Raw genomic sequence first — 26564 nt, 5'->3', positions numbered from 1 at the left:
TGATTCCCCCGATATGCGTCATGCGGCCAAACTTAGCACGCTTGTGCGTGCATGGAGAGGGGCTTGCGACGGCCCGGTGAGAGACTGATACCAAGTGGTTTCAATCCCGGGAAGGTCCTCCCCGGAATCTTGTGAATGCCGCTGGTCCGGTACCCGCGAGGCTCAGAACGACACGTGAACGCCGGCATCCTCGCGCCGGTGGGAGCGCGGGGCGGGGGAGCCGGCCACCCCGACCCGGCTCACGAAGAAGGTGCGGCCGGGCAGGGACAGTTCCCGCTCCAGACGGCCGCGCAGGTCGTCGTGCTGGAGGACGATGCTGATGGGGTGCAGGGACAGGCCGTGGCCGGTCGCCCGCCACCAGTAGTCGGCCAGTCGCGCTCCGCCCTCGAGCTGCTCCGCGCGGGTGGGCGCCTGCCCGGCGAAACCCATGGTCACCACGGCCGGAGTGCGGCGCACGATGTCGGCGAGGCCGGCGGCCAGCACCCGGTGGTAGCCGGCCTTTCCCAGCAGGTGCATCGTCGTCGGGGCCAGTGCGAGGCGCATCGCCGTCCGGCGCGGCCGGGCCATCGGCCCGAAGAGCTGCTCCAGCGTGAACCCGTCGCCCCGCGCGGCCGCGTCCGCGGTGTCCCGGCGGACGAAGGAATGCGTCTCCCGCCAGGCGGCCCGGTGTCCGAAGTCGCGTCCCGCGTGCCGGGCGACGAACGCGGCGAAGGCCCGCAGATCGCTCCGCCGTGTCAGGTGCCGGAGGTGGACCGGATGTGTACCGGCCCCGGGCGGGCCGGGCGCCTCCAGGTCGCGCAGCAGTGCGGGGGCCACCGGCTGCCGCCCGTAGGGCCCGCGGTGGGTACGGCGGGCGAGCGCGGTCTCGTACAGGTCGGCCGTCCGTTCCCCGGAGGGCGGTGCGGGGCGCAGCGCCACCACGCACAGCGGCGTCCACGCCGACGGCCATCCGGCACCGAACGAAGGGCCGCCGCCGGGCCCGCTCGCCGTACCGGGACCCGCGCCGCCGTCCAGGACGCGCACCGCCGCGGCCGACCAGCCCTGGGCGGCCAGGCCGCGCAGCAGAATCCGCCAGTAGACGCCGCAGCTCACCTCCATCTCCACCGCGTGCGCGGCCAGCGCCGTCAACTCCCGCTCACGGTCGAGGGCCAGGACCAGGTACTCGTCCGCTTCCGTGCCGGTCAGGTCCGCCGCCGTCCGGCGGGCCGCCGCGCTCACGGCCCGGCCCAGACCCCACGGCTGGCAGTTGTGGGAGGAGGGACTCAGCGCCGCCGGCCCGGACGCCGTCTCCAGCGCCTGCGCGAAGGTGGCCGCGTCCGCGGCCGCGGCGGGGGTGGCGCGGTCTGTCCTGCGAGTCGTCATGGCGGTCTCCTCTTCCTCCTCTTCACATGCCGCGCACGCGGTGGACCACGGGCCCGTGCGCGGGCCCGGACGCCCGGTACGTCCTGAACACCGTCCTCAGCGGCCCACGGGCCGTTCCACCAGCGCCAGGTGGTGGCCGCCGACCACGCCGGCCCACCCGGTCGGACGCCGTGTCCCGGCGACGGGGGCGTGGCGCAGCAGTCCGCCCCCGGGCCGCCAGGTGAAGCGGCCGTCCGGCAGCCAGCCGGTCAGCGCCACCTCAGCGGCGTCGACCCGCAGCCCGAAGCCGTAGTACTTGAGCACGGCCTCCTTGCACGTCCAGCGCAGCATGGCGGGCATGGCCGCCAGGCGCCGGGCGTCGGCGGACGGCGCCTTCGGGTCGCACTCCTCGTCGAGCACCCTGGCAAGGGTCGGCGGCATGGGGCGGTCGTGTTCCAGGTCGACTCCGACGGCGTGCGGGCCGCACACGGCGACCGCGAAGTCCCCCGAATGGGTCAGGCCCACCTCGACCGGCGCGTCCACGACCGGCCGCCCGGCCTGGAGGCCCCCGGTCACGGCGCGCACCTCGACGGTGCGGGGCTCCCGGGCCAGGTCCCAGTGCCGTCTGCCGTGGGCGCTGACCGCGTGCTTGAGGGCCAGCCGTCCGGCCAGCCACTCGACGCGCCGGCGGGGGACGCGCAGGGCAGCGGCCTGCTCCGTCTCGGCGGGCGTCAGATACCGCGACCGCAGGGCGGCAAGGGCGTGCGGGCCGCGCTCGCGCAGCCGGGCGATGGACACCACGGCGAGCGTGAGACGCCGTGGCTCCGGCCCCAGGTGCGTGATCCACAGCGGCCGGGACGCGTCGAGCACCACCTGGTCCGTGGGGGACACCGCCCCCGGCACCGGCACCGGCACCGGCACCGCCCCGGGCACCGGCACCGGCTCGGGCACCGGCGCCGGTACCGTCCCGGGCGCCGCTTGTGGCACCGCGCCCGGGACGGGTCCGGGAGCCGGCCGTACGGCCGTGTCAGCGTGCGACATGGCGGGGCAGCAGGAACGGATACGGACGGTGCAGGATCTTGTTGTGGACGAAACGGTCCGCTTTGCGCAGCCGCTGGATGAGTTCCCACATCCGCGCGTCGTCGCGGTAGTACGCCCTGACCTCCTCGGCGTCCAGCGGCCGGTCCAGGCGGGCGTTGGCCTGCTCCAGGAAGCCGGGAACCAGGTGCTCCAGCCGCTCCTTGTGGAGATTGCCGAGGAAGTCGAGGACCACACCGCGCGGCGTGTAGAACTTGTCGAAGATCGACTTGGTCATCGCCATCCGCACCACGCTCCGTACCAGCCACGGCAGCGAGGTGAAGAACAGCGGCACGTCGAGGAGTTCGCGCTCGCGCTCGTCGCGCATCAGCGGTGTCGTCACGTCCAGGTAGACCAACTCGCCGTCGACGTCGATCCAGTTGGACGCCTGTCCGTCGAGCCCCAGACGCGGGGTGACGGTCGCCTCGACGCGGTCCAGGAACCGGGTGAAGAACCCCTCGCACCACGCCTGCCCCGCCGTGTGCAGCAGCCGCGAGCACAGCCGGTCCTCGGGCAGCGCCTCCTGGACGCAGTAGGCGACGGCCCGGCCGCGCGGCAGCCGACGGTGCCACATACGGGTCTCGGCGACGGCGACACCCCCCTTGTCCAGCCCGTTGACGTAGTCGTCGACCAGCGCGGAGTGCCGGTCCAGCCGGTCCCGGGCGGGGAAGACCGGCAGCCGCTTGCACGCGAACGCGCCCGCGTCGGTCTCCAGCCGCAGCACCAGCGTCACCTCCCCGTAGCCGAGGATGGTCAGGGCCCGGTCGTCGGTGGTGCGCAGCGCCCGTGCGACCTCGTCCTCCAGGGCGTCGAGCGCGTCGGCGGGTATCGAGAAGGTCATGACCGGGTCACCGGCCTTCCGGGGCCGGGCCCGCGGGCGCGGCCGTGCGGGCGCCCGGCGACGCGTGGTACCGGTACAGGAGGTAGATCGCGGCGGCGAAGAAGGCCGCGTCCATCACCAGGATCTCCGGGACACTGCTCACGAGGATCACCACGAACAGCACCAGCATCAGCAACTGGCCGTAGAGGGCGGCGATCACGAGCCCCCGGCGGTTCCACAGCAGGGCGGCACCGGCCGCGACCATGGCGAGGGCGACGAACCACATCACGCCGGTGGGGTGGCGGTCCAGCCAGTCGACGGGGCCGGAGATCACGGTCCCCCGGTTGGCTTCCGAGGCGTCGTCGAGGCGCCCCTCCACCGACTCCAGCTGCGGGAAGAACTTGCCTATCCCCGCGAGGATGTACAGCGCGCCGACGACGCGCTGGAGGATCAGGTTTCGTCCGGTCACGGGCCTGCTTCTTCCGGTGGTTGACGGGCGGTGCCGCGAGCGCGGTCGCTCGCGAAAGAGGGGACGGGAAGGGACGGGAGGGGAGGGGAGGGGAGGTGCACGGGCCTGAGGAGAGGCCGGGGGCGGAGGGCCGACGAGAGGCCGCGGCACGGGCCGGAGACCGCGGGCGGCGGCCGTCGGCGGGCCCGGGCCGTCAAGGGGAGGCGAAGACCAGGACCGCGTTCTGCCCGCCGAAGCCGAAGGAGTTGCTCATCGCCAGCTCCACCTTCTGCTCCCGCGGAGCGTCGGCGACCACGTCCAGGTCGACGGCAGGATCCCGCCGTCGCAGGTTCGCGGTCGGGGGAATGGTGGAGCGCTCGATGCTCAGCACGGTCAGCGCCGCCTCGATCGCGCCGGCGGCGCCCAGCGTGTGCCCGAGGACGCCCTTGGCCGAGGTGACCGTCGCCCGGTCGCCCAGCAGGCGGCGCAGTACCGCGGCCTCCGCCGCGTCGTTGAGGGGTGTCGAGGTGCCGTGCGCGTTCACGTGGTCGATGTCGCGGCCGCCGACGCCCGCCTGGGCGAGCGCCGCCTCCATCGCCAACCGGGCGCCGACGCCCTCGGGATCGGGCGCGGTGACGTGGTGGGCGTCGGCCGACGCGCCGTGCCCCACCAGCCGCGCGCGCACCGCGGCGCCGCGGGCCTCGGCGTCCGCCACGCGCTCCAGGACGAGCATGCCGCTGCCCTCCCCGATCACGAAGCCGTCCCGGTCCGCGTCGAAGGGCCTGGACGCCGCCGCCGGGTCCTCGACACGCCGCGACAGCGCGCCCATCTGCGCGAAACCGGTGACCATGAGCGGACTGACACCCGCCTCGCTGCCACCGGCCACGACGATGTCGCACGTCCCGTCCCGCAGCAGCCGGGCCGCGGTGCCCAGCGCGGTGCCGCCCGAGGCGCAGGCGGTCGCGGTCACCAGGTTCGGGCCCAGCGCGCGCAGGTCCATCGCCAGGTGCCCGGCCGCCATGTTGGGCACGAGCATCGGCACCAGCAGCGCGGACACCGCCTCGGGACCGCGCTCCAGCAGCCGCCGGTGCTGGGTCTCCCACGTCGTCACGCCGCCGAGTCCGCAGCCGACGACCACGCCGACCCGGGCGCCGTCCCAGGTCAGCGGGTCCAGTCCGGCGTCGGCCACGGCCTCCCGGGCGGCCACGATCGCCAGCTGCACGAAGCGGTCGTGGATCAGGACGCTGCGCCGGCCCACGTGGCGCGCCGGCTGCAAACCCGGCACCGCACAGGCGATGTCCACGGGCAGTCCGGCGAGCCGGTCGTCCTTGGCGCCCGCCGACCGTCCCCGCAGCACCCCCTCCCAGGTGGCGTCGACGCCCAGGCCGGCCGCGGTCACCAGACCCAGCCCGGTCACGGCGAGGGAGGGGTCGGTCATGACGCGGTGGCCGCGATCTCGTTGTCGACCAGCGCCACCGCGTGGGCGATGGTGTCCGTGGGGACCGCGGCGTCGTCGCTGATCTTCACGCCGAACTCGGACTGGATGACGAGCAGCAGTTCCACGAGGAACAGCGAGTCCATCTCCAGCTCTTCGAAGGTCACGTCCGGACGGATCGCAGCGCGGTCCACCGCGAAACCGTCGACCAGCAGATCAACGAGCTTGTCGTAGGTGGTGCTCATCAGTGTGGTCCGCCTTTCCTGGGTGGATCGTTCGCCCAACGCCGCCCCGGCCCGCCGGTGGGGCGGGGCCGGCCGGGGGCGCGGCGGCGATGCGACGCTCCGGCAAGTCTGGGGCGGTGCGCTGACGGCTCGCTGACGGCTCGCTGACCCACGACGGGTCCCCGGCCGACGGGGGCCGCGGTCAGTCAGCCGTCAGCGCCCGGTCAGGGTCCCCGGCCAGACTCGGTGCGGCCGGAGGGCCCGGGCCTACTCCCCACCCCCGCCGGCCGGCAAACCGTCCATCACGCGAGGAGCACACACGTGGTTTCCCGTCTCCGCCCCCGCACCAGGCCCGCCGCGCACCGCGGCCGCTCCGCGGGCGGTGCCCGGTGACCCGGGCGTCCGTGGTGGCCGGCCTGGGTTCCTGTCTGCCGTCCCGGTGCGTCACCAACGCCGAGCTGGAGCGGACGATGGACACCTCGGACGAGTGGATCCGGGCCCGTACGGGGATCGCGCAGCGCTACGTGGCCGAGGACGGCACCCACACCTCCGACCTGGCGGCCGGCGCCGCCGAGCGGGCGCTGAAGTCCGCGCGCCTGACCGCGGACGAGATCGACGCGGTGGTCGTGGCCACCACCACCCCGGACCGGCCCTGCCCGGCGACGGCGCCGACGGTGGCGGCCCGGCTGGGGGCCGGCCCGGTCCCGGCGTTCGACGTGGCCGCGGTGTGCTCCGGCTTCCTGTACGGGCTCGCCACCGGGTCCGGTCTGATCGCCTCCGGCGCGGCGGAACGGGTCCTGGTCATCGGCGCGGAGACGTTCTCCCGCATCCTCAACCCGCGGGACCGCTCCACCTCGGTGATCTTCGGTGACGGAGCCGGCGCCGTCGTGCTGCGCGCCGGGGAGGCGGCGGAGACCGGAGCCCTCGGCCCGCTGCGGCTGGGCAGCGACGGCACCGGCGTGGACCTGATCACCGTGCCGTCCGGCGGGCCGCCGCGGCCGGGCACGGTGGCGCCGGACGACCTCGCCGACCGCTACTTCACCATGGAGGGCAAGCGGGTCTTCTGGCTCGCCGTCCAGCGCATGGGCGAGTGCGCGGAGAGCGTGCTCGACCGGGCGGGCTGGCACGTGGCGGACGTGGACTGGCTGGTCAGCCACCAGGCCAACCACCGCATCACCGCCCGACTGGCCGACGAGATCGGCATTCCCCGCGAGCGCAGCGTCAGCAACATCGCCGAGGTGGGCAACACCGCCGCCGCCTCCATCCCCCTCGCGCTCGACCACGCGCACGCCCGGGGGACCCTCCGGCCCGGCGACCGGGTGCTCCTCACCGCCTTCGGCGGCGGCCTCACCTGGGGTGCCGCCGCCCTGACCTGGCCCGCCATCGATCCGGTCTGAGGGCGGCCGGCCGGGCCCGGCCGCAGCGCGCGCAGACGACCGATGAACCAAGGACGACCATGACTCCTCGGAAACTGATCACCGACTACATCGCCGACGCCTGGATGGGCGGCGACGCCGAAGGCCTGGAGCCGGACACCCCCATCGCGGAGCTCAACATCATCGACTCCGCCGCCATCTTCGACCTCGTCCACTACCTCCAGGGCGAGTTCCGCGTCACGGTGCCGCTGCCGGAGGTCACGTTGCAGAACTTCAGGTCCGTCAACGCGATCTGCGCCCTGGTCGACCGGCTCCGGCAGAACGAGGGGGGAACCGCGGCATGACCGACACCGTGAACGCACACCCGGACACCGCGCGGATCCGCGAACGCGTCGTGCAGGTCATCGCCGCCCGCACCCTGTACGACGAGAGCCACCTGCGGCCGGAGAGCCACTTCGAGGCCGATCTCGGCATCGACTCCGTCATCCTGGAATCCGTCCTGGTCTCCGTCCGCGAGCACTTCGGCCTGCCGGCCGCGCTGCCCACCGGTCCGACGACCGTCGGCGAACTCGTCGACGCCGTGGCCGCGGCGCTGGCCGGCCCCGGCGACGACCGGCCCGCTCCGGTGGCACCGGCCGCGGCGGCCGCGGGGTCCGCAGGGTCCGCTCCGACCGCCGGTGACACGGCTGCCGGTGCCCCGGGGGAAGGTGACTCGGGGGCAGATGCCGCGGGGGCCGACGACCCCGTCACCGAGGCCGTGGTCGCCGCCGCCATGCGGCAGACCCAGTACCAGCGGCACCAGCTCGACCTCGACGCCGACCTGGAGGGCGAACTGGGCGTCGACTCGGTCGTCCTGACCTCCGTCGTCGCGGAGGCCACCGAGCGGCTCGGGCGCACGGGGGCCGCCCCGGACGTCGCCGGCGCCACGACCCTGCGCGCCCTGGCCGACGCCCTGCGCGGCTTCGTCGCGGCGCCACCGGCGACGGCACCGGCGACGGCACCGGCGACGGGCCCGGAGGGTTCGGAGGGTTCGGAGGGTTCGGACCCCGGCCGGTCCGGGACCGCGCCCGCTTCCGGCCCGGACGGCTGGGACCACCGCTCCATGAAGGACTTCACCGAGCAGCGCGATGCCGACCTGTTCGCCAAGACCCGCAGCTTCGCCGGATACCTGCGCTCCCGCGAGAAGGACCGCCTGTATTGGTACGGCATGCCGCTGCACTCCCAGTGCGGGAACCGCGCCGTCATCTTCGACGAACTGGAGGGCCGCGAGCGCGAGTTCCTCATGTTCGCCTCCAACAACTACCTCGGCCTCGCCAACCACCCGAGCGTGATCGAGGCCGTCGTCGACGCCACCCGCACCTTCGGCGCCACCCACACCGGCTCCCGGTTCATCGGCGGCACCAACATGCTGCACAAGGAACTGGAGCGCCGCCTGGCCGCCTTCAAGCAGCGGCCCGCCTGCATCGTCTATCCCGGCGGCTACTCCGCGAACCTCGGCGCCATCTCGGCCCTGGTCAAGAGCTACGACACCCTCGTCGTCGACCGCCTCAACCACATGAGCATCGTCGACGGGGCCCGGCTCTCCGGCGCCGTGCGCAAGATCTACCGGCACAACGACATGGCCGACCTGGAGCGGATCCTCAGCCGCAGCGCCGCGGAGGGCACCGGCGGCCGGCTGATCGTCGCGGACGGCGTCTTCAGCATGCACGGCGACGTGTGCGACCTGCCCGAGATCGTCCGGCTGGCCAAGGAGTACGACGCCCGCGTGATGATCGACGACGCCCACGCCACCGGCGTCCTCGGGGTACGCGGTTCCGGCACCGCCGAGCACTTCGGGCTCAAGGGCGAGGTCGACCTGGAGCTGGGCACGATGAGCAAGTCCCTGGCCGGCATGGGCGGGTTCGTGGTCGGCGAGGAGGAGGTCGTCGAGTACCTGCGCTACTACTCCAACTCCTACGTCTTCGCCGCGAACATCCCCGCCGGGGTCGCCGCCGGACTGATCGCCTCCATCGACGTCATCGAGTCCGAGCCCGAGCGCCTCAAGCGGCTGTGGACCAACATCGGCACGCTGCGGGACCGGCTCCTGGACGCCGGGTTCGACCTGGAGCACTCCGAGAGCGCGATCCTGCCCATCGTCATCGGCGACGAACGCCGGGCGATGGAGATGGGCCGGGCGGTGCGCGCCCGGGGCCTGTTCTGCCAGACCGTGGTCTACCCCGGCGTCCCCCTCGGCGACGCCCGGCTGCGGGTCAGCGTCACCTGCGAACACACGCCGCGGGACCTGGAGCTGGCCGCCGAGATCTTCGTCGACGCCGCCCGGGAGACCGGCGTGCTGCCGGGCACGCCCTAGCGGCCCTTCCCACCCGACCCGCACCACTTCCCGCCGCACGTCCGGCCGGGCAGGCCCCCTCCCTGCCCGGCCGGGCCCCCTGGCAACCCACGCACGTCAAGGAGAAGGGCCTGTACCCCATGAGCGCCGCCACTCCCTCCGTGATACGCCTGCCACAGGACACCTCCGCGCAGCACGCGGCCCGCCCCGCCTTCGTGGGCGCCGACCCCCTGACGTACGGGGAGTTCACCGCCCGGGTCGAGGCCGTGGCCGCCCACCTGCTCAGCCTGGGGACCCACGTCGGCGACCGGATCGCGGTGTGGATGGACAAGCAGCCGCGCTACGCCGAGGCGATCGTCGCCGCCCTGGAGGCCGGATGCGCCTACGTCCCCCTGGACGGCGGCCAGCCGGTGAACAGGGTGCGGACCATCCTGGCGGACGCCGAACCCGTGGTCCTGTTCACCGACGCGCACCACGCCGCCCTGCTCGGGGACGACGACCTGCCGGCCTCGGTCGCCACGGTCGTGGCCGTCGGCGACGCTCTGCCCGACACCGTGGGCGGCATCCCGGTCGCCCCCTGGGAGAGCTGGGAGCAGGACCGCGCCGGGCGGGTCACCCTGCTGCCCTCCCTCACGCCCGGCGACCTCGCCGCCATCCTCTACACCTCGGGGTCCACCGGCACGCCCAAGGGGGTGCAGATCTCGCACGGCTCACTGGCCAACTTCGTGGCCTGGGCCCGTGACGAGCTGGACGTCGGCCCCGACGACGTGTTCGCGGGCCACGCCTCCTTCAACTTCGACCTGAGCACCTTCGACCTCTTCACCGCGCTGTCCTGCGGCGCCGCGCTGTGGATCGTCCCCGACGCGGCGGCCAAGGACGTCACCGCGCTGGCCGAGGGCATCCGCCGGCACCGGATCACCGTCTGGTACTCCGTCCCCTCGGTCCTGCACCTGCTGACCACCTCCGCGGCACTCACCCGCGAGCACGCCGCGAGCCTGCGCTACGTCCTGTTCGCCGGTGAGGTCTTCCCCGTCCCGCAGCTGCGCGCGCTCGGCGAACTGCTCCCGCCCGGCACCCCGCTCTACAACCTCTACGGCCCCACCGAGACCAACGTCTGCACCTACCACCGGGTGCGCCCCGAGGACCTGGTCCGGGCCACCCCCGTGCCGATCGGCCTGCCCATCACCGGCGCCGGGACCACGGTGGTGGACGACGCCGGACGCACCGTGCGGGAGCCCGGCGCGATCGGCGAACTCCACGTCTCGGGCGTGTGCGTGACCCCCGGCTACTGGCGGCGCGCCGACGAGCCCGTCTCCGCCGCCCACTGCCGGGGCGTGCACCCCACGGGCGACCTGGTCAGCTACGAGGAGGACGGCCGGCTGGTCTACCGCGGGCGCAAGGACCGCATGGTGAAGCTCTCCGGCTACCGGATCGAGCTGGGCGAGATCGAGGCCGCCGCGCTGCGCCACCCCGGCATCGCGGAAGCCGCCGTCCTGGTCGACGGCTCGGGCCCCAAGGCACGGCTGCGGCTCTACTACACCCTGCGGGAGGGCGCCGACCGGATCGGCCTGGTGGAGCTCAAGCGGCACTGCGCTCGGCACCTGCCGACCTACATGGTGCCGCACGGCGCCGTCCGCCTGGACCGGATGCCGCTCAACCCCAACGGCAAGACCGACTACCGCCGACTCGGTCTCGACGCCGCGCCCAGCCCGGCGCTGCCGCTCGGAACGGCCCGGTAGATGGCCCGGAACCGCAGGGAGAAGAACGTGAGCCAGGGGCCGACGGACCCGCTGCACGAGCACTGGCAGGGACCCGAACCGGAGACGGTCACGGCCCTGCTGCGACACCGGGCGGAGCACACCCCGGACGCCCTCGCCCACCGCTTCCTCACCGACGCCGACGGCACGTCCGTCGCCTGGACCTACCGCGAACTCGACCTGCACGCCCGCGAGGTGGCCGCCCACCTGCGGCAGGCCGGGGTGGGGGAGGGCCCGGTGCTGCTGCTGCACCCGCCGGGCCTCGACTACCTCGCCGCGTTCTTCGGCTGCCTCTACGCCGGTGCCGTGGCCGTCCCCGCCTACCCGCCGGACAACGCCCGGTTCGGCCAGACGGTGCCCCGGCTCGCGGCCATCGCCCGGGACTGCGCCGCCACCCACGCCCTCACCACCCGCCGGGTCCGCGACGCCGTCGCCGCCGGTGGCACCGGCCACGTCGGCACCGAACTCGACGGCGTGCACTGGCTGGTGACCGAGGACCTCTACACCGGCGAGTCCACGGCCTCCTGGGAGGACCCCGGCGGTACGGCGCGGTCGCTGGCCTTCCTCCAGTACACCTCGGGTTCCACCGCCGCGCCCAAGGGCGTGATGGTGGAACACGGCAACCTGGTGCGCAACCTGCGCTCCATCCACCTCAGGCTCGGGCACGACGCGGACTCCGGCATGGTCTCCTGGCTGCCGCCGTACCACGACATGGGGCTCATCGGCGGCATCCTCACCCCGGTGTACGGCGGCTTCCCCGCGCACCTCATGGCGCCGACGACCTTCGTGCAGCGCCCGCTGCTGTGGCTCCAGACCCTCTCCCGCACCGGCGCCTCCACCAGCGTCGCACCCAACTTCGGTTTCGAGCAGTGCCTGCGCCGGATCACCCCCGAGCAGCGGGCCGGCCTGGACCTGAGCCGCTGGCGCCTGGCCCTGAACGGTGCCGAGCCCATCCGCCCCGACACCCTCGACCGGTTCGCCGCGTACTTCGCCCCGGCCGGCTTCGACCGCACCGCGCTGCTGCCCTGCTACGGCCTCGCCGAGGCGACCCTCATGGTCACCGGCGTGGAACCGGGCGACGCGCCGGTGGTGGAGTCCTTCGACGCGGCGGCCCTGGAGGCGGGCACCGCGCGTCCCGCGGACCCCGGCAGCGTCCGCACCACCCGCGTCGTCGGCTGCGGGGCCCCCGTCGCCGACGTCGAGGTCGCGGTGGTCGACGCCGCCTCCGGCCGCCGGGTCCCCGACGGCACCGTCGCCGAGATCCGGGTCGCCGGACCCGGCGTCGCCCGTGGCTACTGGGGGCGCCCCGAGGCCGCCCCGGAGGTCTTCGCCACCCGCGTCGACGGCGAAGCCGGCACCGACTGGCTGCGCACCGGCGACGTCGGGTTCCGCCACGACGGCCAGCTCTACGTGGTCGGCAGGACCAAGGACGTCGTCATCGTCCAGGGCCGCAACATCCACCCGCAGGACGTGGAGCAGACGGCCGAGCGGGTCGGCGCCGGCCTGCGTGCCGGGTACGGCGCGGCGTTCGGCATTCCCACCGCCGACGGCGAACAGCTCGCGCTCGCCTACGAGATCGGCGGACCCGGCGCCGGGGACCCGCACACCCTGCTCGCCCGGCTGCGCAGCGCCATCGCCGACGAGCACCAGGTGACACCGCACACCGTCGTGCTGCTCAAGCGCTCCTCGGTGCCGCGCACCACCAGCGGCAAGATCCAGCGGGGCGCCTGCCGGCAGCGCCTGCTCGACCTCGAACTGCCCGTGGTGGCCGCGAGCGTCGTCCAGGACGGCGGCCTGCCGGACGCCCCCTCCCCGCACGCCCCCACCCACCCGGACCGTACGGCCGCCCTCGTCGCCGACGCCCTCGACCGCGCGGCGACGGACGCGCCCGACGGCACCTCGCGCTACCCGCGGTTGCTGACCGCCGTACGGCTGCTGTCCGAGCGCCTCGGCGTCACCCTCGACGTCGGTGAACTCCTGACCGGTCCCGAGCCGGACGGCGCCCCTTCCCTCACCGCGCTGTGCCGGGCCGCGCTCGCCGACACCCCGCTCGCGCCCGCAGCCGCACTCGCCGACACCGCGCCCACGCTCACGCCCGCGCCGGAGCGGACCCGGGTCCAGGCCGTGGACTGGCTGCGGCGGGCCGTCGCCGCCCGGCTGGGCCTGCGCCCCTCGGTGATCGACACGACGGCGCCCTTCACCTCGCTGGGCCTGGACTCCAAGCAGGCCGTGGCCCTCGCCGCCCCGTTCGGCGACTGGCTCGGCACCCCCGTGACCCCGGCCACCCTCTACGACCACCCGACGGTCGAGGCCCTCGCCGCCCACGTCACCGAACCCGGCGCGGAAGGCTCCCCGCATGCGCACCGGCGGAGCCCCGGCCCCGACGCCGCCCGGGGGCGCGCCGACGAGCCCGTCGCCGTGATCGGCATCGGCTGCCGGTTCCCCGGCGCACCCGACCCCGACAGCTACTGGCGGCTGCTGTGCGACGGCCGGGACGCCGTGGGCGAGGCGCCCGCCGACCGGCAGGGCGACGCCGGGGGACCCGGCGCCCGGCCGGGCGGGTTCCTGGACCACGTGTACGACTTCGACGCCCGCTTCTTCGGCATCTCCGCCCGCGAGGCCGAACGCATGGACCCCCAGCAGCGGCTGCTCCTGGAGGTCGCCTGGCAGACCTTCGAGGACGCGGGCATCGCCCCCTCCTCCCTGGCGGGCTCGGACACCGGCGTCTTCGTCGGGATCAGCGGGCACGACTACGCCGATCTCCAGATGCCCCACCCCGACGTCGTCGACATGTACTCCGCCACCGGCAACGCCCAGTCCGTGGCGGCGGGCCGGCTCTCCTACTTCTTCGACCTGACCGGACCCAGCCTCGCCCTCGACACCGCCTGCTCCTCCTCGCTCGCCGCCGTGCACACCGCGCTGCGCAGCCTGCGGGACGGCGAGTGCGGCGTCGCCCTCGCGGGCGGCGTCAACCTGACGCTGACGCCGGGACTGTCCGAGGCGCTGGCCCGGGGCGGGATGCTCGGCCCCGGCGGACGCTGCCGCACCTTCGACGACGGCGCCGACGGCTACGTCCGCGGCGAGGGCGCGGGCCTGGTGTGCCTCAAGCCGCTGTCCGCCGCCCTCGCCGACGGCGACCGCGTGCACGCCGTGCTCACCGGCTCCGCGCTCGGCCACGGCGGCCGGGCCAACGGCCTGACCGCGCCCCGCAGCACGGCCCAGCGCGCCGTGATGACCGGGGCGCTGGCCCGGGCCGGACTGGAGCCCGGGCAGGTCGACTACGTCGAGGCGCACGGCACCGGCACCGCCCTCGGCGACCCCATCGAATGGGAGTCCCTGGCCGGCGTCTACGGCCACGGCCGCCCCGCCGACGCGCCCTGCCAGGTCGGCTCGGTGAAGACCGGCATCGGCCACCTGGAGGCGGCCGCCGGCATCGCCGGGCTCATCAAGGCCGTGTTCGTGGTCCGGGAGCGGGAGGTACCGCCGCTGCTGCACCTGACCACGCCCAACCGGCACCTGGACTGGGCCGGTTCCGGCCTGGCGGTGCCCACCACCCGCCGGGCCCTGCGCGCCGGGGGCACGCTGCGCGCCGGCGTCAGCTCCTTCGGCTTCGGCGGCACCAACGCCCATGTGATCGTCGAGTCCGCGCCAGAAGTCCCGGCGCCCGCCGCCGAGTCCCACGACCCCGACGGCACCGCGCACGCCCTGTCCCTGTCCGCGCACACCGAGACCGCCCTGGCCACCCTGGCCGGCCGCTACCGCACCCATCTCGCGGCCCGTCCCGACGTGTCGCTCGCCGCCCTGTGCCGCTCCGCCAACACCGGCCGCTCCGCCCTGCCGCACCGGGCGGTCCTCACCGCCGGAACCCGGGACGAACTCGACGCCGCACTGGAGACGCTGATCCGCCGCGAGCCCAGCGTCGACGTGGCCCGCGGGGGACCGGCGGGCAGCGCCGCGCCCACCGTCGCCTTCCTCTTCGGCGGCCAGGGCACCCAGTACCCGGGCATGGGCCGCGACCTGTACGACGCCCACCCCGTCTTCGCCCGCACCCTGCGCCGCGCCGACGCGGCGTTGCGCGGCCTGGGCGAGATCCCGCTGCTCGACCTGCTCTTCGACCCGGGGCACGCCGAGGACCTGGCCCGCACCCGGTACTGCCAGCCCGCCCTGGTCGCCCTCGAAGTCGCCCTCGCCGACCTGTGGACGAGCTGCGGGGTCCGCCCGGCCGCCGTACTCGGGCACAGCGTCGGCGCCTTCGCCGCCGCGTGCGTCGCCGGTGTCCTCTCCCTGGAGGACGCCCTCACACTGGCGGTCGTCCGCGGGCGCGCCATGGACGAACAGCCCGGCGAGGGCGCGATGATCGCCTGCGTCGGCGACCCGGAGACGGTGCGCGAGATCGCCGCCGGCCACGACGGGGTGGCCCTCGCCGCGGTCAACGCCCCCCGCAACCTGGTGTTCTCCGGCCCGGCCGACCGCGTCGCGGCACTCCGCGGCGACCTGGAGCGCAAGGGGGTCACCGTCCGGCCGCTCGCCGTCTCGCACGCCTTCCACTCACCGCTGATGGCGGGCGCCGCCGAGCCGCTGGCCAAGGCCGCCCGCGCCGTCGAGTTCCGCCCCCCGCTCATCCCGTGGATCTCCGACGCCACCGGCGAACCCGTGGCCGAGGTGGACGCCGCGTACTGGGTCCGCCACCTGCTCGGCACCGTGCGTTTCGCCGACGGCTTCACCCGCCTCCGCGACCGGGTCACCGAGGGGGGCGCGGGCTGCGACGCGTTCGTCGAGATCGGCCCGCACCCCACCCTGCTGAACCTCGGCCGGTCCGCCGTCGCCGACGGCCCCCAGGACGAGGGGCGCCCCACGCTGTGGCTGCCCTCGCTGCGCCGCGGCGCCTCCGGCCGGCGCACCCTGCTGCGGTCGCTGGGCGGCTACCAGTGCGCCGGCGGAAGCGTGGACTGGTCCGCCCTGGACGGCGAGCACCCGCCCGGCCGGGTTCCGCTGCCGCACACGCCCTTCGAGCGCCGGACCTACCGGTTCCGGGCCACCACTCCCGATCAGGAAGGCGATCCCATGCCGTCCCAGCCCACGGTGACGGGCACAGTCCCGACGGACCCGGCGGGCGAGGTCTCCCGCACCGTGCTCGACACCGTCGCCCGCGTCTGCGGATTCCCCGTGGCCGACCTGCCGGCGCACGCCCGGCTGGGTCTCGAGCTGGGGTTCGACTCGCTGATGCGGACCGACCTCCAGCGCCGTCTCACGGACCGCTTCCCCCAACGGATGCACACGCTCCAGGACCTGCCGGAGGACCCCACGGTGCAGGACATCATCGGCCGGCTCGCCGCCGGCGACGACCGCGACGGCGCCCACACCCACGCGGCCCACACCCACGCCGCTCACACCGTCGGCACGGGCACCGGGGCGGGCGCGTTCCCGCCCCACCCCTCGCACCCCGTGCACCCCGTGCACCCCGCGGCCGTACCCGCGCCGCCCGCCCCGGCCCCGCCGTACGGTCCGTACGGCGCCTTCCCGGCCCCGGCCCACGGCTACGCCGTCGCCGCCCCCGTCCCGCAGCCCGGAGTGCCCTACCCGTACCCGTACGGCTACCCGCCGCACGGCGCCCCCGCGTACGCCTACTACGTCCCCCAGCCGTACCCGCCGCAGGGGTTCGCGCCCGCGGCACCCGCCGCCCCGGCCCAGGCGGCCCCGGCCCCCGCGCCCGCCGCTTCCGCCGCCGTACCCGCCGCCCCCGGCCCGGCCCCCGCGCCCGCCACCCCCGTCCGCCAGGAGCGCGTCTTCGAGGACTGGGCGGAGTACGCCGAACTCCAGGGCAGGCTCCGGCAGACCGAGACCGGCGGCGCCAACCCCTACGGCCGCACCCACGAGGGCTTCAACGCCGCGCTCGCCACGGTCGACGGCACCAAGGTCGTCAACTTCGCGGCCTTCAACTACCTCGCGCTCTCCCACCACCCCCGGGTGCGCCAGGCCGCCAGGGACGCCGTGGACCGCTACGGCACCTCGGCCTCCGCCACCCCGCTGCTGTTCGGCGAGACCCCGCTGCACCACGAACTCGAGGCCGAGATAGCACGGTTCATCGGAACCGAGGCGGCCATCGTCTTCTCCGGCGGACACGCCACCAACGTCGCCACCGTCGGCCACCTGTTCGGTCCCGAGGACCTGGTGGTGCACGACGCCTGGATCCACGACAGCACCGTGCGCGGCTGCATCCTCTCCGGCGCCCGGCGGCGGTCCTTCCCGCACAACGACTGGGCCGCCCTCGACCGCATCCTGACCGGAGCACGGGCCGCGCACCGCAGGGCACTCGTCGTCATCGAGGGCGCCTACAGCCAGGACGGCGACATCCCCGACCTGCCGCGCTTCATCGAGGTCAAGAAGCGCCACGGCGCCATGCTGATGATCGACGAGGCGCACTCCATCGGCGTCCTGGGCCGCACCGGCCGGGGCGTGGGCGAGCACTACGGCACCGACCCGGCCGACGTCGACCTGTGGATGGGCACCCTCAGCAAGGCACTGGGCAGCCTGGGCGGCTACATCGCGGCCCGCCGCCCGATCATCGAGTACCTCAAGTTCACCGCGCCGCTGCACATCTTCTCCACCGGCATCTCGCCGGCGAACGCCGCCGCCGCGCTGGAGGCGCTGCGCGTCGTCCAGGACGAGCCCGAACGGGTCGCCCGCGTCCAGGAACTCGCCGAGTTCTTCCGGGCCGGCGCCCGCGCCCGCGGTCTCGACGTCGGCGTCTCCCGCCTCTCCGCGGTGATCCCCGTGATCACCGGCGACTGGGAGAAGACGATGGCGCTCTCCAACTCGCTGCTGGAGCGCGGCGTCAACGTCATGCCGATCGGCTACCCCGCCGTCCCCCGCGACCAGTGCAGGCTCCGCTTCTTCATCAACGCCGACCACAGCGAAGCAGACCTCGAACGCTCCCTCGACCTCCTGGTGTGATCCATGTCCTCACTCAGCCAAGACAGCCCGCCCGCCGCCCCCGACATCCTGGTCACCGGTGCCAGTGGCTTCATCGGCGGTCATCTGGTGCACCGCCTGGCCGAGCGCGGGCACCGCGTCCGCGTCCTGGCGCGCTCCACGAGCGACCGCGCGGCCTTCGCCGGGGCGGCCGCCCAGATCACCATCGGCGACCTCGGTGACACCGACAGCCTGCGCCGGGCCGCCCGAGGGGTCCGGCACGTCTACAACTGCGCCGGAATCTCGGCCGACTGGGGCCCCTGGGACCGGTTCCGCGCGGTCAACGTGGACGGCGCCAGGAACCTCGTGGAAGCGGCCCACGAGGCCGGGACGGTCGAGCGCCTGGTCCACCTCAGCACCACCGACGTCTACGGCTACCCCGAGCGGCCCTGCGACGAGACCACCGCCCCGCGCGACATCGGACTGCCCTACAACCGCAGCAAGACGCTCGGCGAGCGCGCCGTGTGGGCGGCCGCGGAACGCACCGGCCTGCCGGTCACCGTGGTCCGCCCCGTCTCCGTCTACGGTCCCGGCAGCAAGGACTTCGTGATCGAGATCGCGAACCTGCTGCTGGGCAAGCAGATGGTCTACATCCGCGGCGGCCGGGTGCCCGCCGGGCTGCTCTACGTCTCCAACGCCGTGGACGGCATCATCGCCGCCGCGACCGGCGAGCACACCGCGGGCCGGGCCTACAACCTGCGCGACCCGCACGAGACCACCTGGCGCCAGTACGTCGAGGCGCTCGCCGAGGGTCTGGGCGTGAAGGCCCCCTGGCTGAGCCTGCCCACCCCCCTCGCGACCGCCGTCGCCACGGCCTCCGAGAAGCTGTGGGGCGCGCTGCGCATCAACTCCCGGCCCGTCCTGACCCGGCACGCCGTCCACCTCTTCGACCGCGACCAGTCCTACCCGATCGGGCGCGCCCAGGAGGAGCTGGGCTTCAAGGGAGAGGTCGACTTCCAGGAGGGCATGCGGCGCACCGTCGCCTGGCTCGACTCGCCCGAGGGACGCGCCCATGTCGCCCGCTGACCTGCTCTCCCAGCGGGCTGCCTGGTTCCCCCGCCCGGTGGCGGCACCGGCCGCCGAGCCCCTCGACCCGGCCACCGCCCCGCTGCGCCTGGTCTGCTTCCCCTACGCCGGGGGCACGGTCTCCGCGTTCCGCGGCTGGCAGGAGCACCTGGGCGACGAGGTCGCCGTCGTGCCCGTACAACTGCCCGGCCGCGGACTGCGCCTGCGCGAGCGGCCCTACGACACCATGGAGCCCCTCGCCGAAGCGGTCGCGGAGGCCCTGGACGAGCACCGGCTGGCCCGCGACTACGCCCTGTTCGGACACAGCATGGGCGCGCTGCTCGCCTACGAGGTGGCCTGCGTGCTGCGCCGGCGCGGACGGCCGCTGCCCCGCCACCTGTTCGTCTCCGGCAGCCGGGCCCCGCACCTGTACGGCGACCGCGTCGACCACACCCTGTCCGACGCCGCGCTGCGCGAGGTGATCCGGGACCTGGGCGGCCTCGGCGACGCGGACACCCTGGGCGCCGCCTACTTCGACCGCAGGCTCCCGGTGCTCCGCGCCGACCTGCGCGCCTGCGAGCGCTACGGCTGGCACCCCCGGCCGCCGCTGGACTGCCCGACGACCGCGTTCTCCGCCGCCGCGGACCCGATCGCCACTCCGGAGATGGTCGAGGCCTGGCGGCCCTACACCACCGGCTCGTTCCTGCGGCGCCACCTGCCGGGCAACCACTTCTTCCTGAACGGCGGCCCGTCCCGCGACCGGCTGCTCGCCCACCTGGGCACCGAACTCGACGCCCTCGGCACCACCCCGCACAGGAAGGCAACAAGGGAAGCAACATGGACATTCTGAGCCTGGCCAAGAGCGTCGGCAGCCGCGTCGAGGCGCCGCTGACCGATCTGCGCACCGTGACCAAGGTGCTCGGCAACCCGCACATGCCGCTGCTCCTGGCCCTGTCCAAGGGCTTCGTGGAACCGGTGTACCGGGCCGCCTTCCTGGCCTCGGCGGCGAGCTCCGGCGTACTCGGCGCCCTCGCCGTACGCCCCTGCGACCTGGAGTCGCTCGCGGAACGGCTCGGCGTCGCCGACGAGGACCTGCCGCGGCTCAAGGAGTGGCTGGACATGGGCATCCGCCTCGGCGATCTGGGCAAGCGCGAGGGCTGCTACAAGCTGCGCAGCCTGCCCGCGAAGGCGCTCGCCCAGCCCGCCAACGACGCCATCGCCGCGGCACTGGAGGAGGTCCTGCGCTTCCACGTGCCCGCCCTGCTCAACGGGCCCCGCATGCTGCGCGAGGGCCGCCGCTTCTCCCTCGACGACCAGGACGGCCTGGTCATCGCCCGCTCCACCCGGGTGATCCAGCCGCTGGTCGAGGAGGCCATCGCCCGCACCCTGGACCGGGACGCGCCCGTCCGGCTCCTGGAGGTCGGCTGCGGCAGCGGCGCCTACGTCCGCTACGCCGCCGCGCTCAACCCCCGCCTGTCGGCGCTCGCCGTCGACCTCCAGCAGGACGTGGCCGACAGCGCCGCGGCCAACATGGCCGAGTGGGGACTGACCGACCGGGTCGAGACCCGCCAGGCCGACCTGCGCACCCTCGACGCACAGCCCCAGTTCGACCTCGTCACCCTGCACAACAACATCTACTACTTCCCCGAGGCCGAGCGCGTCGACGCCCTGCGCCGGGCCCACGACCTGCTGGCGCCCGGCGGGAAGCTGCTGCTCACCACCTCCTGCAAGGGCGGCAACGTCGGCCTGGAGGCGCTCAACCTCTGGTTCACCTACGCCGACTTCGGCGGTCCGCTGCCGCAGGCCGACGAGCTGGCGGACCAGTTCCGCCAGGCCGGGTTCGACGACGTCGAGGCCACCCGGATCGTCCCGGGCGAGCAGTTCCACGCCTTCACGGGCACCAGCAAGCGCGTCGCGTACGCCTGACCGCCGAGGAGACACACCCGCCATGGACACGCACGTCAGCGACTCGACGACCGCCACGGAAACCGGCACCCCGGTCACGGACCCGGCCGGCCACGCCGCCTGTGTCGTCACCCTGGGCACGGGCGTCCCGGCCGGCGGCCACCGGGGGGAACTGGGCGGCAAGGGCACCCGCCTCGCCGAGCTCTCCGCCGCCGGACTGCCCGTCCCGCCCGCGTTCTGCCTGACCACCGCCCTCTTCGACGCCTACCTCCGGGAGACCGGGATCGCCGCCGAGGCACCGGGCGCCGACCCCCGCACGATGCGCGAGCGCATCCTGGGCACCCGGATGCCCGCCCCGATCGCGGACGCCGTCCTCGACGCCTACGGCAGCATGGGCCGCCCCCGGGTGGCGGTGCGCTCCTCCGGACTGCGGGAGGACTCCGCGGCCCAGTCCTTCGCCGGCCAGCACGACACGGTCCTCGACGTCAGCGGCGACGAGGACGTCCTCGACGCGGTCCTGCGCTGCTGGGCCTCGCTGTGGTCCGACCGCGCCACCGTCTACCGGGACACCGACGCCCCCGACTCCCTCGCCGTGGTCGTCCAGGAGATGATCCACACCGACGTCAGCGGCGTCCTGTTCACCGTAGACCCGGTCAACCCCCGCCCGCACCGCCTGGTGGTGGAGGCCTGCCAGGGGCTGGGGGAGGGACTGGTCTCGGGGCAGGTCTCCAGCGACTTCTTCGTGCTCGACGACGAGAAACTGGACGTCGTCGAGGAGCGGGTGCGCTACAAGGTCACCAAGTGCGCGCCGCTGGAACCCGGCCGCATCGGCATGACGAAGGTCGACGCCGCGTCCCGCAACGTCCCCTGCCTCACCCATGACCAGCTGCGCGAACTCGGTGCCCTGGCCGTCCGGATCCGCGACCTCTACGGCAGCGAGCAGGACATCGAGTGGGGCCTGCGGGACGGCGCCTTCCACCTGTTCCAGACCCGGCCCATCACCACCCGCCCCGCCGCCCCCGCGGCCCCGTCCGGGGCGCTCAGCCCCTACGTCGCGCCGCAGCCGGAGCCGGTCCTCAACGGCACCCTGTGGTCGCGGATGGACATCGGCGAGATCTTCGTCGGCCTGATGACCCCGCTCGGCCTCAGCTTCGCCCGCTACTACCAGCGCAACGTCCACACGGACTGCGCGGGCGCCCTCGGCGTGCGCGACACCGGCGAGGCGGACCTGCACATGGGCTTCTACCAGGGGCACGTCTACCTCAACATCTCCTACAGCTCCTACCTGCTGGCCCAGTGCCTGCCCACCCGCGACCAGCGCCACTTCACCAGCCGCTTCGTCAGCGAGGAAGTCGACCTCGCCACCTACGAGAACCCGTTCGGCACCTTCCCCGGAGGCATGGAGGACCTGCGGTCCACCGTCCACTGGCTCCAGCACACGGCCCGTGAGATGACGCGGATGAAGTCCCGCTCCCAGCAGATGGTCGACGCCCGGCTCTACGAGTTCGACCGGGCCCGCGGCCTCGACCTGACCCGGATGAGCAGGCGCGAGCTGCACGGCGAACTCCACCGGGACCTCGCCTGGTTCCACGACATGCACGTCGGCTACATGCCCTACTACATCAACGCGTTCGCGTTCTACGGCCTGCTCACCGAGCTGTGCGCCCGCTGGCTCGGCAGCGACGGCACCGGCCTCCAGAACCGCGTCAAGACCGACATGTCCAGCCTGCGCACCGTCGAGTCGGCGAAGGAGGTCTGGGCGGTCGCCCAGGCCGCCAAGAACGACCCCGCCGTCCTCAGGATCATCAAGGACGAGCCGCTGAAGGACATCGCCCGGCTGCTGCGCGCGGACCCCGCCGGACAGCGCTTCTGGGACCGGCACATGGAGCCCTTCCTGCGCGCCAACGGCACCCGCGGCCACCAGGAGATGGAGATCACCCACCCGAGGTGGATCGACGACCCCTCGTACCTCTTCCAGATGATCCGGCGCTACGTCGCCGACGGCTTCTCCATCGACGACATCCTGCGGCGCGGCAGTGCCTGGTCCGACGACTCCCGCGAGGTGCTGGGCCGGCTGCCGATGCCCAAGCGCCAGGTCCTGGACACCGTCATCTCCCTGTACGCCCTGTGCAGCGAACTGCGCGAGACCACCCGGATGTCCATGATCACGTCCATCTGGCTGGTGCGGAACGTGGTCTACGAGGTCGGCCGGCGCCTGGTCGCCGACGGCGTCCTGCACTCCCTGGACGAGGTCGCCCACCTGGACTTCGAGGACGTACGCCGCTACCTCGCCGGCGACGAGGACGCCGTGCGCGTCTTCGACCGGGCCCGCGTCGACGCGGCCCGCCGGCTGCACGAGCACAACAAGCGGCTCCCGGAACCGCCGTTGACCTTCGTCGGCGTGCACGACATCACCGCCTCGGTGCGGCCCGCCGCCGACGGCGCCCGGCTCGAGGGCCTGGCCGCCAGCCCCGGACGCATCGTGGGCCGCGCCCGCATCGTCGAGGACCTGGTGTGGCAGGCCGACGAGTTCGAGGCCGGGGAGATCCTCGTGACCCGGTACACGGACGCCTCCTGGACGCCGCTGTTCGCCATCGCGGGCGGAGTCGTCACCGACATCGGGTCGATGCTCTCGCACAGCTCCATCGTGGCCCGCGAGTTCCACGTCCCGTCGGTGGTGAACACCAAGGACGCCACCCAGCGCATCAACACCGGCGACCTGATCGTGGTCGACGGCGACGCGGGCACGGTCGAGGTCGTCGAGAGCGCCGGCACCGACGACCCGCGGAGCACGCCGGAGGCCGACGGCGCCCCGGCCCGGGCCGCCGGCGACTGAACGCCGCCCGCGCCGCACCGCAGACCACGGCCGCCCCGCACGGGGCGGAATCCCACCCCAGACGGGAGACGACCCGATGATCCCCAACCAGTGGTACCCCATCGTCGAGGCACAGGAGGTGAGCAACGACAAGCCGCTCGGTGTGCGCCGCATGGGCCAGGACCTCGTGCTCTGGCGCGACATCGACGGCAACCTCGTCTGCCAGGGCGCCCGTTGCCCGCACAAGGGCGCCAACCTCGGCGACGGCCGCATGAAGGGCAACACCGTCGAGTGCCCGTACCACGGCTTCCGCTACGGAGCCGACGGCGCCTGCCGGGTGATCCCCGCCATGGGCCCGCAGGCCCGCATCCCCGGCTCGCTGCGCGTCCCCACCTATCCGGTGCGGGAGGAGTTCGGGCTGGTGTGGATGTGGTGGGGCGACGAGCGTCCGGCGGCCGGCCTGCCGCCGGTGGCGGCCCCGGCCGAGGTGACGGAGAACCGGAAGCTGTACGCGACCAAGCGCTGGACCCGTCCGGTGCACTACACCCGTTACATCGAGAGCCTGCTCGAGTTCTACCACGTGACCTACGTGCACCGGGACCACTGGTTCAACTACATCGACTACCTGCTCCTGTACGGCACCCCGAGCAAGTTCGGCCTCGACGGCCGCGAGCGGTACCTGGCCGCCACCCGGATCACCAACCACCAGGTGGAGACGGAGGCGGAGGGGCAGACCATCCGCTACTCCTTCGACCACTGCCAGGAGGACGACCCCACCAACACCACCCACTACGTCATCACGTTCACCTTCCCCTGCATGGTGCACGTGCAGACCGAGCAGTTCGAGACCACCTCCTGGCTGGTCCCGATCGACGACGAGAACACGGAACACATCCTGCGCTGGTACGAGTACGAACAGGTCAAGCCGGTACTGCGGTTCGAACCGCTGCGCCGTCTGCTGCCCTGGGCGTCCCTCTACATGGAGAAGTGGGTGCAGGACCCCCAGGACGTCCGCATCATGGAGCACCAGGAACCCAAGATCAGCGCCGGCGGCGTGAACAAGTTCATCCCCGTCGACGAGATGAACGCCAAGTACATCTCGATGCGCGCCAAACTCCTCGCGGACGCCGCCGCGACAAGGGCACCGGCGACGACCGAGGCGGCTCCCGCCGCCGAGGAGGCCGGGCGCGACGGGACCGCGGCCCGCGCCGCGGCCAACGGCAGGCCGGCCGCCGGCGGCCGGCACGGCTCGAAGCCCCGGGAGGACGCCGCCGCGCGCCCGTAGACCCGAAGACGGGGGACGGACAAAAAGAGAGCGAGAGTGAGAGATGTACGGCGGATACGACGCGTCCACCGGCCCCAAGACCCTGGTGACCACCTGCAACACCGTCGCCGTGGCCGGCGCGGTCTGGTTCCTCTTCGGCGGCGCCGACACCGTGGCGGGCTGGTTCGGCACCGACTTCGACGAGGCGGCGACCCTGCGCCGGGCCCTGCTGGCGGCCTTGTCGGTGCTCTACCTGCTGCGCTTCATCGCCACGAACTTCGTGATGCTCCAGCGCAGTATGGAGTGGTCGGAGTCGGCCACCATCGGGATCTGGGTCCTGGTGATCCACGGCACGATGGCGTACTTCGGCGGCACCAACGACGCAGGCGTGAGCGTGTTCACCTGGCTGGGCGTCGTGCTGTACTTCCTCGGGTCCTACCTGAACACGGGGTCGGAATACCAGCGCAAGCTCTGGAAGAAGCGCCCCGAGAACAAGGGCAAGCTCTACACCGAAGGCCTGTTCAAGTACTCGATGCACATCAACTACTTCGGTGACGCCGTTCTCTTCTCCGGGTTCGCCCTGGTCACGGGCACCCCGTGGGCGTTCGCCATCCCCCTGATCATGGTCTGCATGTTCGTCTTCCTGAACATCCCCATGCTCGACAAGTACCTCGCCGAGCGCTACGGCGAGGCCTTCGACGAGTACGCGTCCCGGACGGCGAAGTTCGTCCCCTACGTGTACTGACCCCGCCCGTCACACGCGTACGGCGGCCCACCCTCCGGCTGAGGGGGGCCGCCGTACCGGGCGGCCTTCCCAGATCCCCTCCACAGACGCGAGACGAGGCACGTATGACCGGAGACATCCCCTTCGGAGAGGCCGAGGCGTCCCTGACCGCCGAGGTGCTGCGCGAGGTCCTGGCCGGCGGCGCCGAGGCCTTCGCCCGGCTGACCTCCGACGAGGGCGCCGTCGACGACTTCGGCTTCGACCCGGAGCTGACGGACGACTACCTGCTCCCCGCACTGCGACTGCTGTACGAGAAGTACTTCCGGGTCGACCTGGAGGGTCTGGAGAACGTGCCGGCCGAGGGGGGCGCGCTCCTGGTCGCCAACCACTCCGGCACCCTGCCCCTGGACGCCCTGATGCTCCAGGTGGCGCTGCACGACCACCACGACGCACACCGCAGGCTCCGGCTGCTCGCCGCGGACCTGGCCTTCGACCTCCCCGTCGTCCGCGACCTCGCCCGCAAGGCCGGCCACGTCCGCGCCTGCCCGGAGAACGCCCTGCGACTGCTCGGCTCCGGCGAACTGGTCGGCGTGATGCCGGAGGGCTACAAAGGGCTCGGCAAGCCCTTCGAGGAGCGCTACCGGCTTCAGCGCTTCGGCCGGGGCGGCTTCGCGGCGGTCGCGCTGAGGTCGCGCCGCCCCATGGTGCCGTGCTCGATCGTCGGCGCCGAGGAGATCTACCCGATGATCGGCTCGGCCCCCACCCTGGCCCGGATGCTCAAGCTGCCGTACTTCCCGATCACGCCGGCCTTCCCGCTGCTGGGCGTGCTGGGCCTGATCCCGATGCCGACCAAGTGGACCATCCGCTTCGGCGCCCCGATCCACACGGACGGCTTCCCCGAGGACGCCGCGGAGGACCCGCTGGTGGTCGAGAAGCTCGCGGGCGAGGTGAAGGACACCATCCAGCACACGCTCAACGAGATGCTGGAGGGCCGCGGCTCCCCGTTCGCCTGAGCCGCCCGCGTCAGCCCCCCGCCGACGAGCCCCGCCGGCCGATGCTGCGGATACTCGCG

18 protein-coding genes are annotated in these 26564 nt (G+C 73.7%); 12 read left to right on the top strand and 6 right to left on the bottom strand.

What is annotated here, in order from left to right; translation table 11 throughout:
* Window positions 1–162: 162 nt before the first annotated feature.
* The 6 genes from B9W62_RS09540 to B9W62_RS09515 all read right to left on the bottom strand — a co-directional run bounded on the left by B9W62_RS09540 (window position 163) and on the right by B9W62_RS09515 (window position 5366).
* A complete protein-coding gene (locus B9W62_RS09540) occupies window positions 163–1362 on the bottom strand; it encodes a nitroreductase family protein (RefSeq protein WP_087806769.1) in 1200 nt (399 codons plus the stop codon).
* Window positions 1363–1458: 96 nt separating this feature from the next.
* Window positions 1459–2292 (bottom strand): 4'-phosphopantetheinyl transferase family protein, encoded by an 834-nt coding sequence (locus tag B9W62_RS09535; RefSeq protein WP_373433678.1) that lies wholly within the window; start codon window positions 2290–2292, stop codon window positions 1459–1461.
* Window positions 2293–2368: 76 nt separating this feature from the next.
* Window positions 2369–3259, bottom strand: a complete 891-nt coding sequence (locus tag B9W62_RS09530) for a DUF6206 family protein (protein ID WP_087806768.1) — start codon at window positions 3257–3259, stop codon at window positions 2369–2371.
* 7 nt (window positions 3260–3266) lie between these two features.
* Complete coding sequence (locus B9W62_RS09525) at window positions 3267–3707, bottom strand: DUF6041 domain-containing protein (protein ID WP_087806767.1); 441 nt, start codon at window positions 3705–3707, stop codon at window positions 3267–3269.
* Window positions 3708–3900: 193 nt separating this feature from the next.
* Window positions 3901–5124, bottom strand: a complete 1224-nt coding sequence (locus B9W62_RS09520; protein ID WP_087806766.1) for a beta-ketoacyl-[acyl-carrier-protein] synthase family protein — start codon at window positions 5122–5124, stop codon at window positions 3901–3903.
* The gene (locus tag B9W62_RS09515) at window positions 5121–5366 is read right to left on the bottom strand and encodes an acyl carrier protein (RefSeq protein WP_003973134.1); all 246 of its coding nucleotides are present in this window, start codon (window positions 5364–5366) and stop codon (window positions 5121–5123) included. The genes B9W62_RS09520 and B9W62_RS09515 overlap by 4 nt, the downstream gene beginning before the upstream one ends.
* Window positions 5367–5734: 368 nt before the next feature.
* Here B9W62_RS09515 and B9W62_RS09510 point away from each other — a divergent pair, with 368 nt between their 5' ends.
* From B9W62_RS09510 to B9W62_RS09455, 12 genes are all read left to right on the top strand, one after another.
* The gene (locus B9W62_RS09510; protein ID WP_087806765.1) at window positions 5735–6742 is read left to right on the top strand and encodes a beta-ketoacyl-ACP synthase III; all 1008 of its coding nucleotides are present in this window, start codon (window positions 5735–5737) and stop codon (window positions 6740–6742) included.
* Window positions 6743–6801: 59 nt separating this feature from the next.
* Window positions 6802–7065: an acyl carrier protein gene (locus tag B9W62_RS09505; protein WP_003973132.1), complete on the top strand. Its 264-nt coding sequence runs from the start codon at window positions 6802–6804 to the stop codon at window positions 7063–7065.
* The gene (locus tag B9W62_RS09500) at window positions 7062–9071 is read left to right on the top strand and encodes an aminotransferase class I/II-fold pyridoxal phosphate-dependent enzyme (protein ID WP_087806764.1); all 2010 of its coding nucleotides are present in this window, start codon (window positions 7062–7064) and stop codon (window positions 9069–9071) included. The genes B9W62_RS09505 and B9W62_RS09500 overlap by 4 nt, the downstream gene beginning before the upstream one ends.
* A gap of 119 nt (window positions 9072–9190) precedes the next feature.
* Complete coding sequence (gene redM / locus B9W62_RS09495) at window positions 9191–10789, top strand: L-proline--[L-prolyl-carrier protein] ligase RedM (RefSeq protein ID WP_087806763.1); 1599 nt, start codon at window positions 9191–9193, stop codon at window positions 10787–10789.
* A 27-nt stretch (window positions 10790–10816) separates the two neighbouring features.
* On the top strand, window positions 10817–17761 hold the full coding sequence (locus B9W62_RS09490; protein WP_256976256.1) for a type I polyketide synthase: 6945 nt from the start codon (window positions 10817–10819) through the stop codon (window positions 17759–17761).
* 3 nt (window positions 17762–17764) lie between these two features.
* On the top strand, window positions 17765–18805 hold the full coding sequence (locus tag B9W62_RS09485; protein ID WP_087806761.1) for an NAD-dependent epimerase/dehydratase family protein: 1041 nt from the start codon (window positions 17765–17767) through the stop codon (window positions 18803–18805).
* The gene (locus B9W62_RS09480) at window positions 18792–19634 is read left to right on the top strand and encodes a thioesterase II family protein (protein WP_087806760.1); all 843 of its coding nucleotides are present in this window, start codon (window positions 18792–18794) and stop codon (window positions 19632–19634) included. Before B9W62_RS09485 ends, B9W62_RS09480 begins: the two co-directional genes overlap by 14 nt.
* Window positions 19622–20710, top strand: a complete 1089-nt coding sequence (locus tag B9W62_RS09475; protein WP_087806759.1) for a class I SAM-dependent methyltransferase — start codon at window positions 19622–19624, stop codon at window positions 20708–20710. The genes B9W62_RS09480 and B9W62_RS09475 overlap by 13 nt, the downstream gene beginning before the upstream one ends.
* 22 nt (window positions 20711–20732) lie before the next feature.
* Complete coding sequence (locus tag B9W62_RS09470; protein ID WP_087806758.1) at window positions 20733–23525, top strand: undecylprodigiosin ligase RedH; 2793 nt, start codon at window positions 20733–20735, stop codon at window positions 23523–23525.
* A 76-nt stretch (window positions 23526–23601) separates the two neighbouring features.
* On the top strand, window positions 23602–24789 hold the full coding sequence (locus B9W62_RS09465) for an aromatic ring-hydroxylating oxygenase subunit alpha (protein ID WP_087806757.1): 1188 nt from the start codon (window positions 23602–23604) through the stop codon (window positions 24787–24789).
* A gap of 43 nt (window positions 24790–24832) precedes the next feature.
* Window positions 24833–25513: a DUF1295 domain-containing protein gene (locus B9W62_RS09460; protein ID WP_087806756.1), complete on the top strand. Its 681-nt coding sequence runs from the start codon at window positions 24833–24835 to the stop codon at window positions 25511–25513.
* A gap of 104 nt (window positions 25514–25617) precedes the next feature.
* Window positions 25618–26505, top strand: coding sequence for a lysophospholipid acyltransferase family protein (locus tag B9W62_RS09455; protein WP_087806755.1), 888 nt, complete (start codon window positions 25618–25620; stop codon window positions 26503–26505).
* Window positions 26506–26564: the final 59 nt, after the last annotated feature.

The organism is Streptomyces sp. CS113, from assembly GCF_002188365.1.
Lineage (GTDB): Bacteria > Actinomycetota > Actinomycetes > Streptomycetales > Streptomycetaceae > Streptomyces > Streptomyces tendae.
This window is presented reverse-complemented; position numbering and strand designations above follow the sequence as displayed.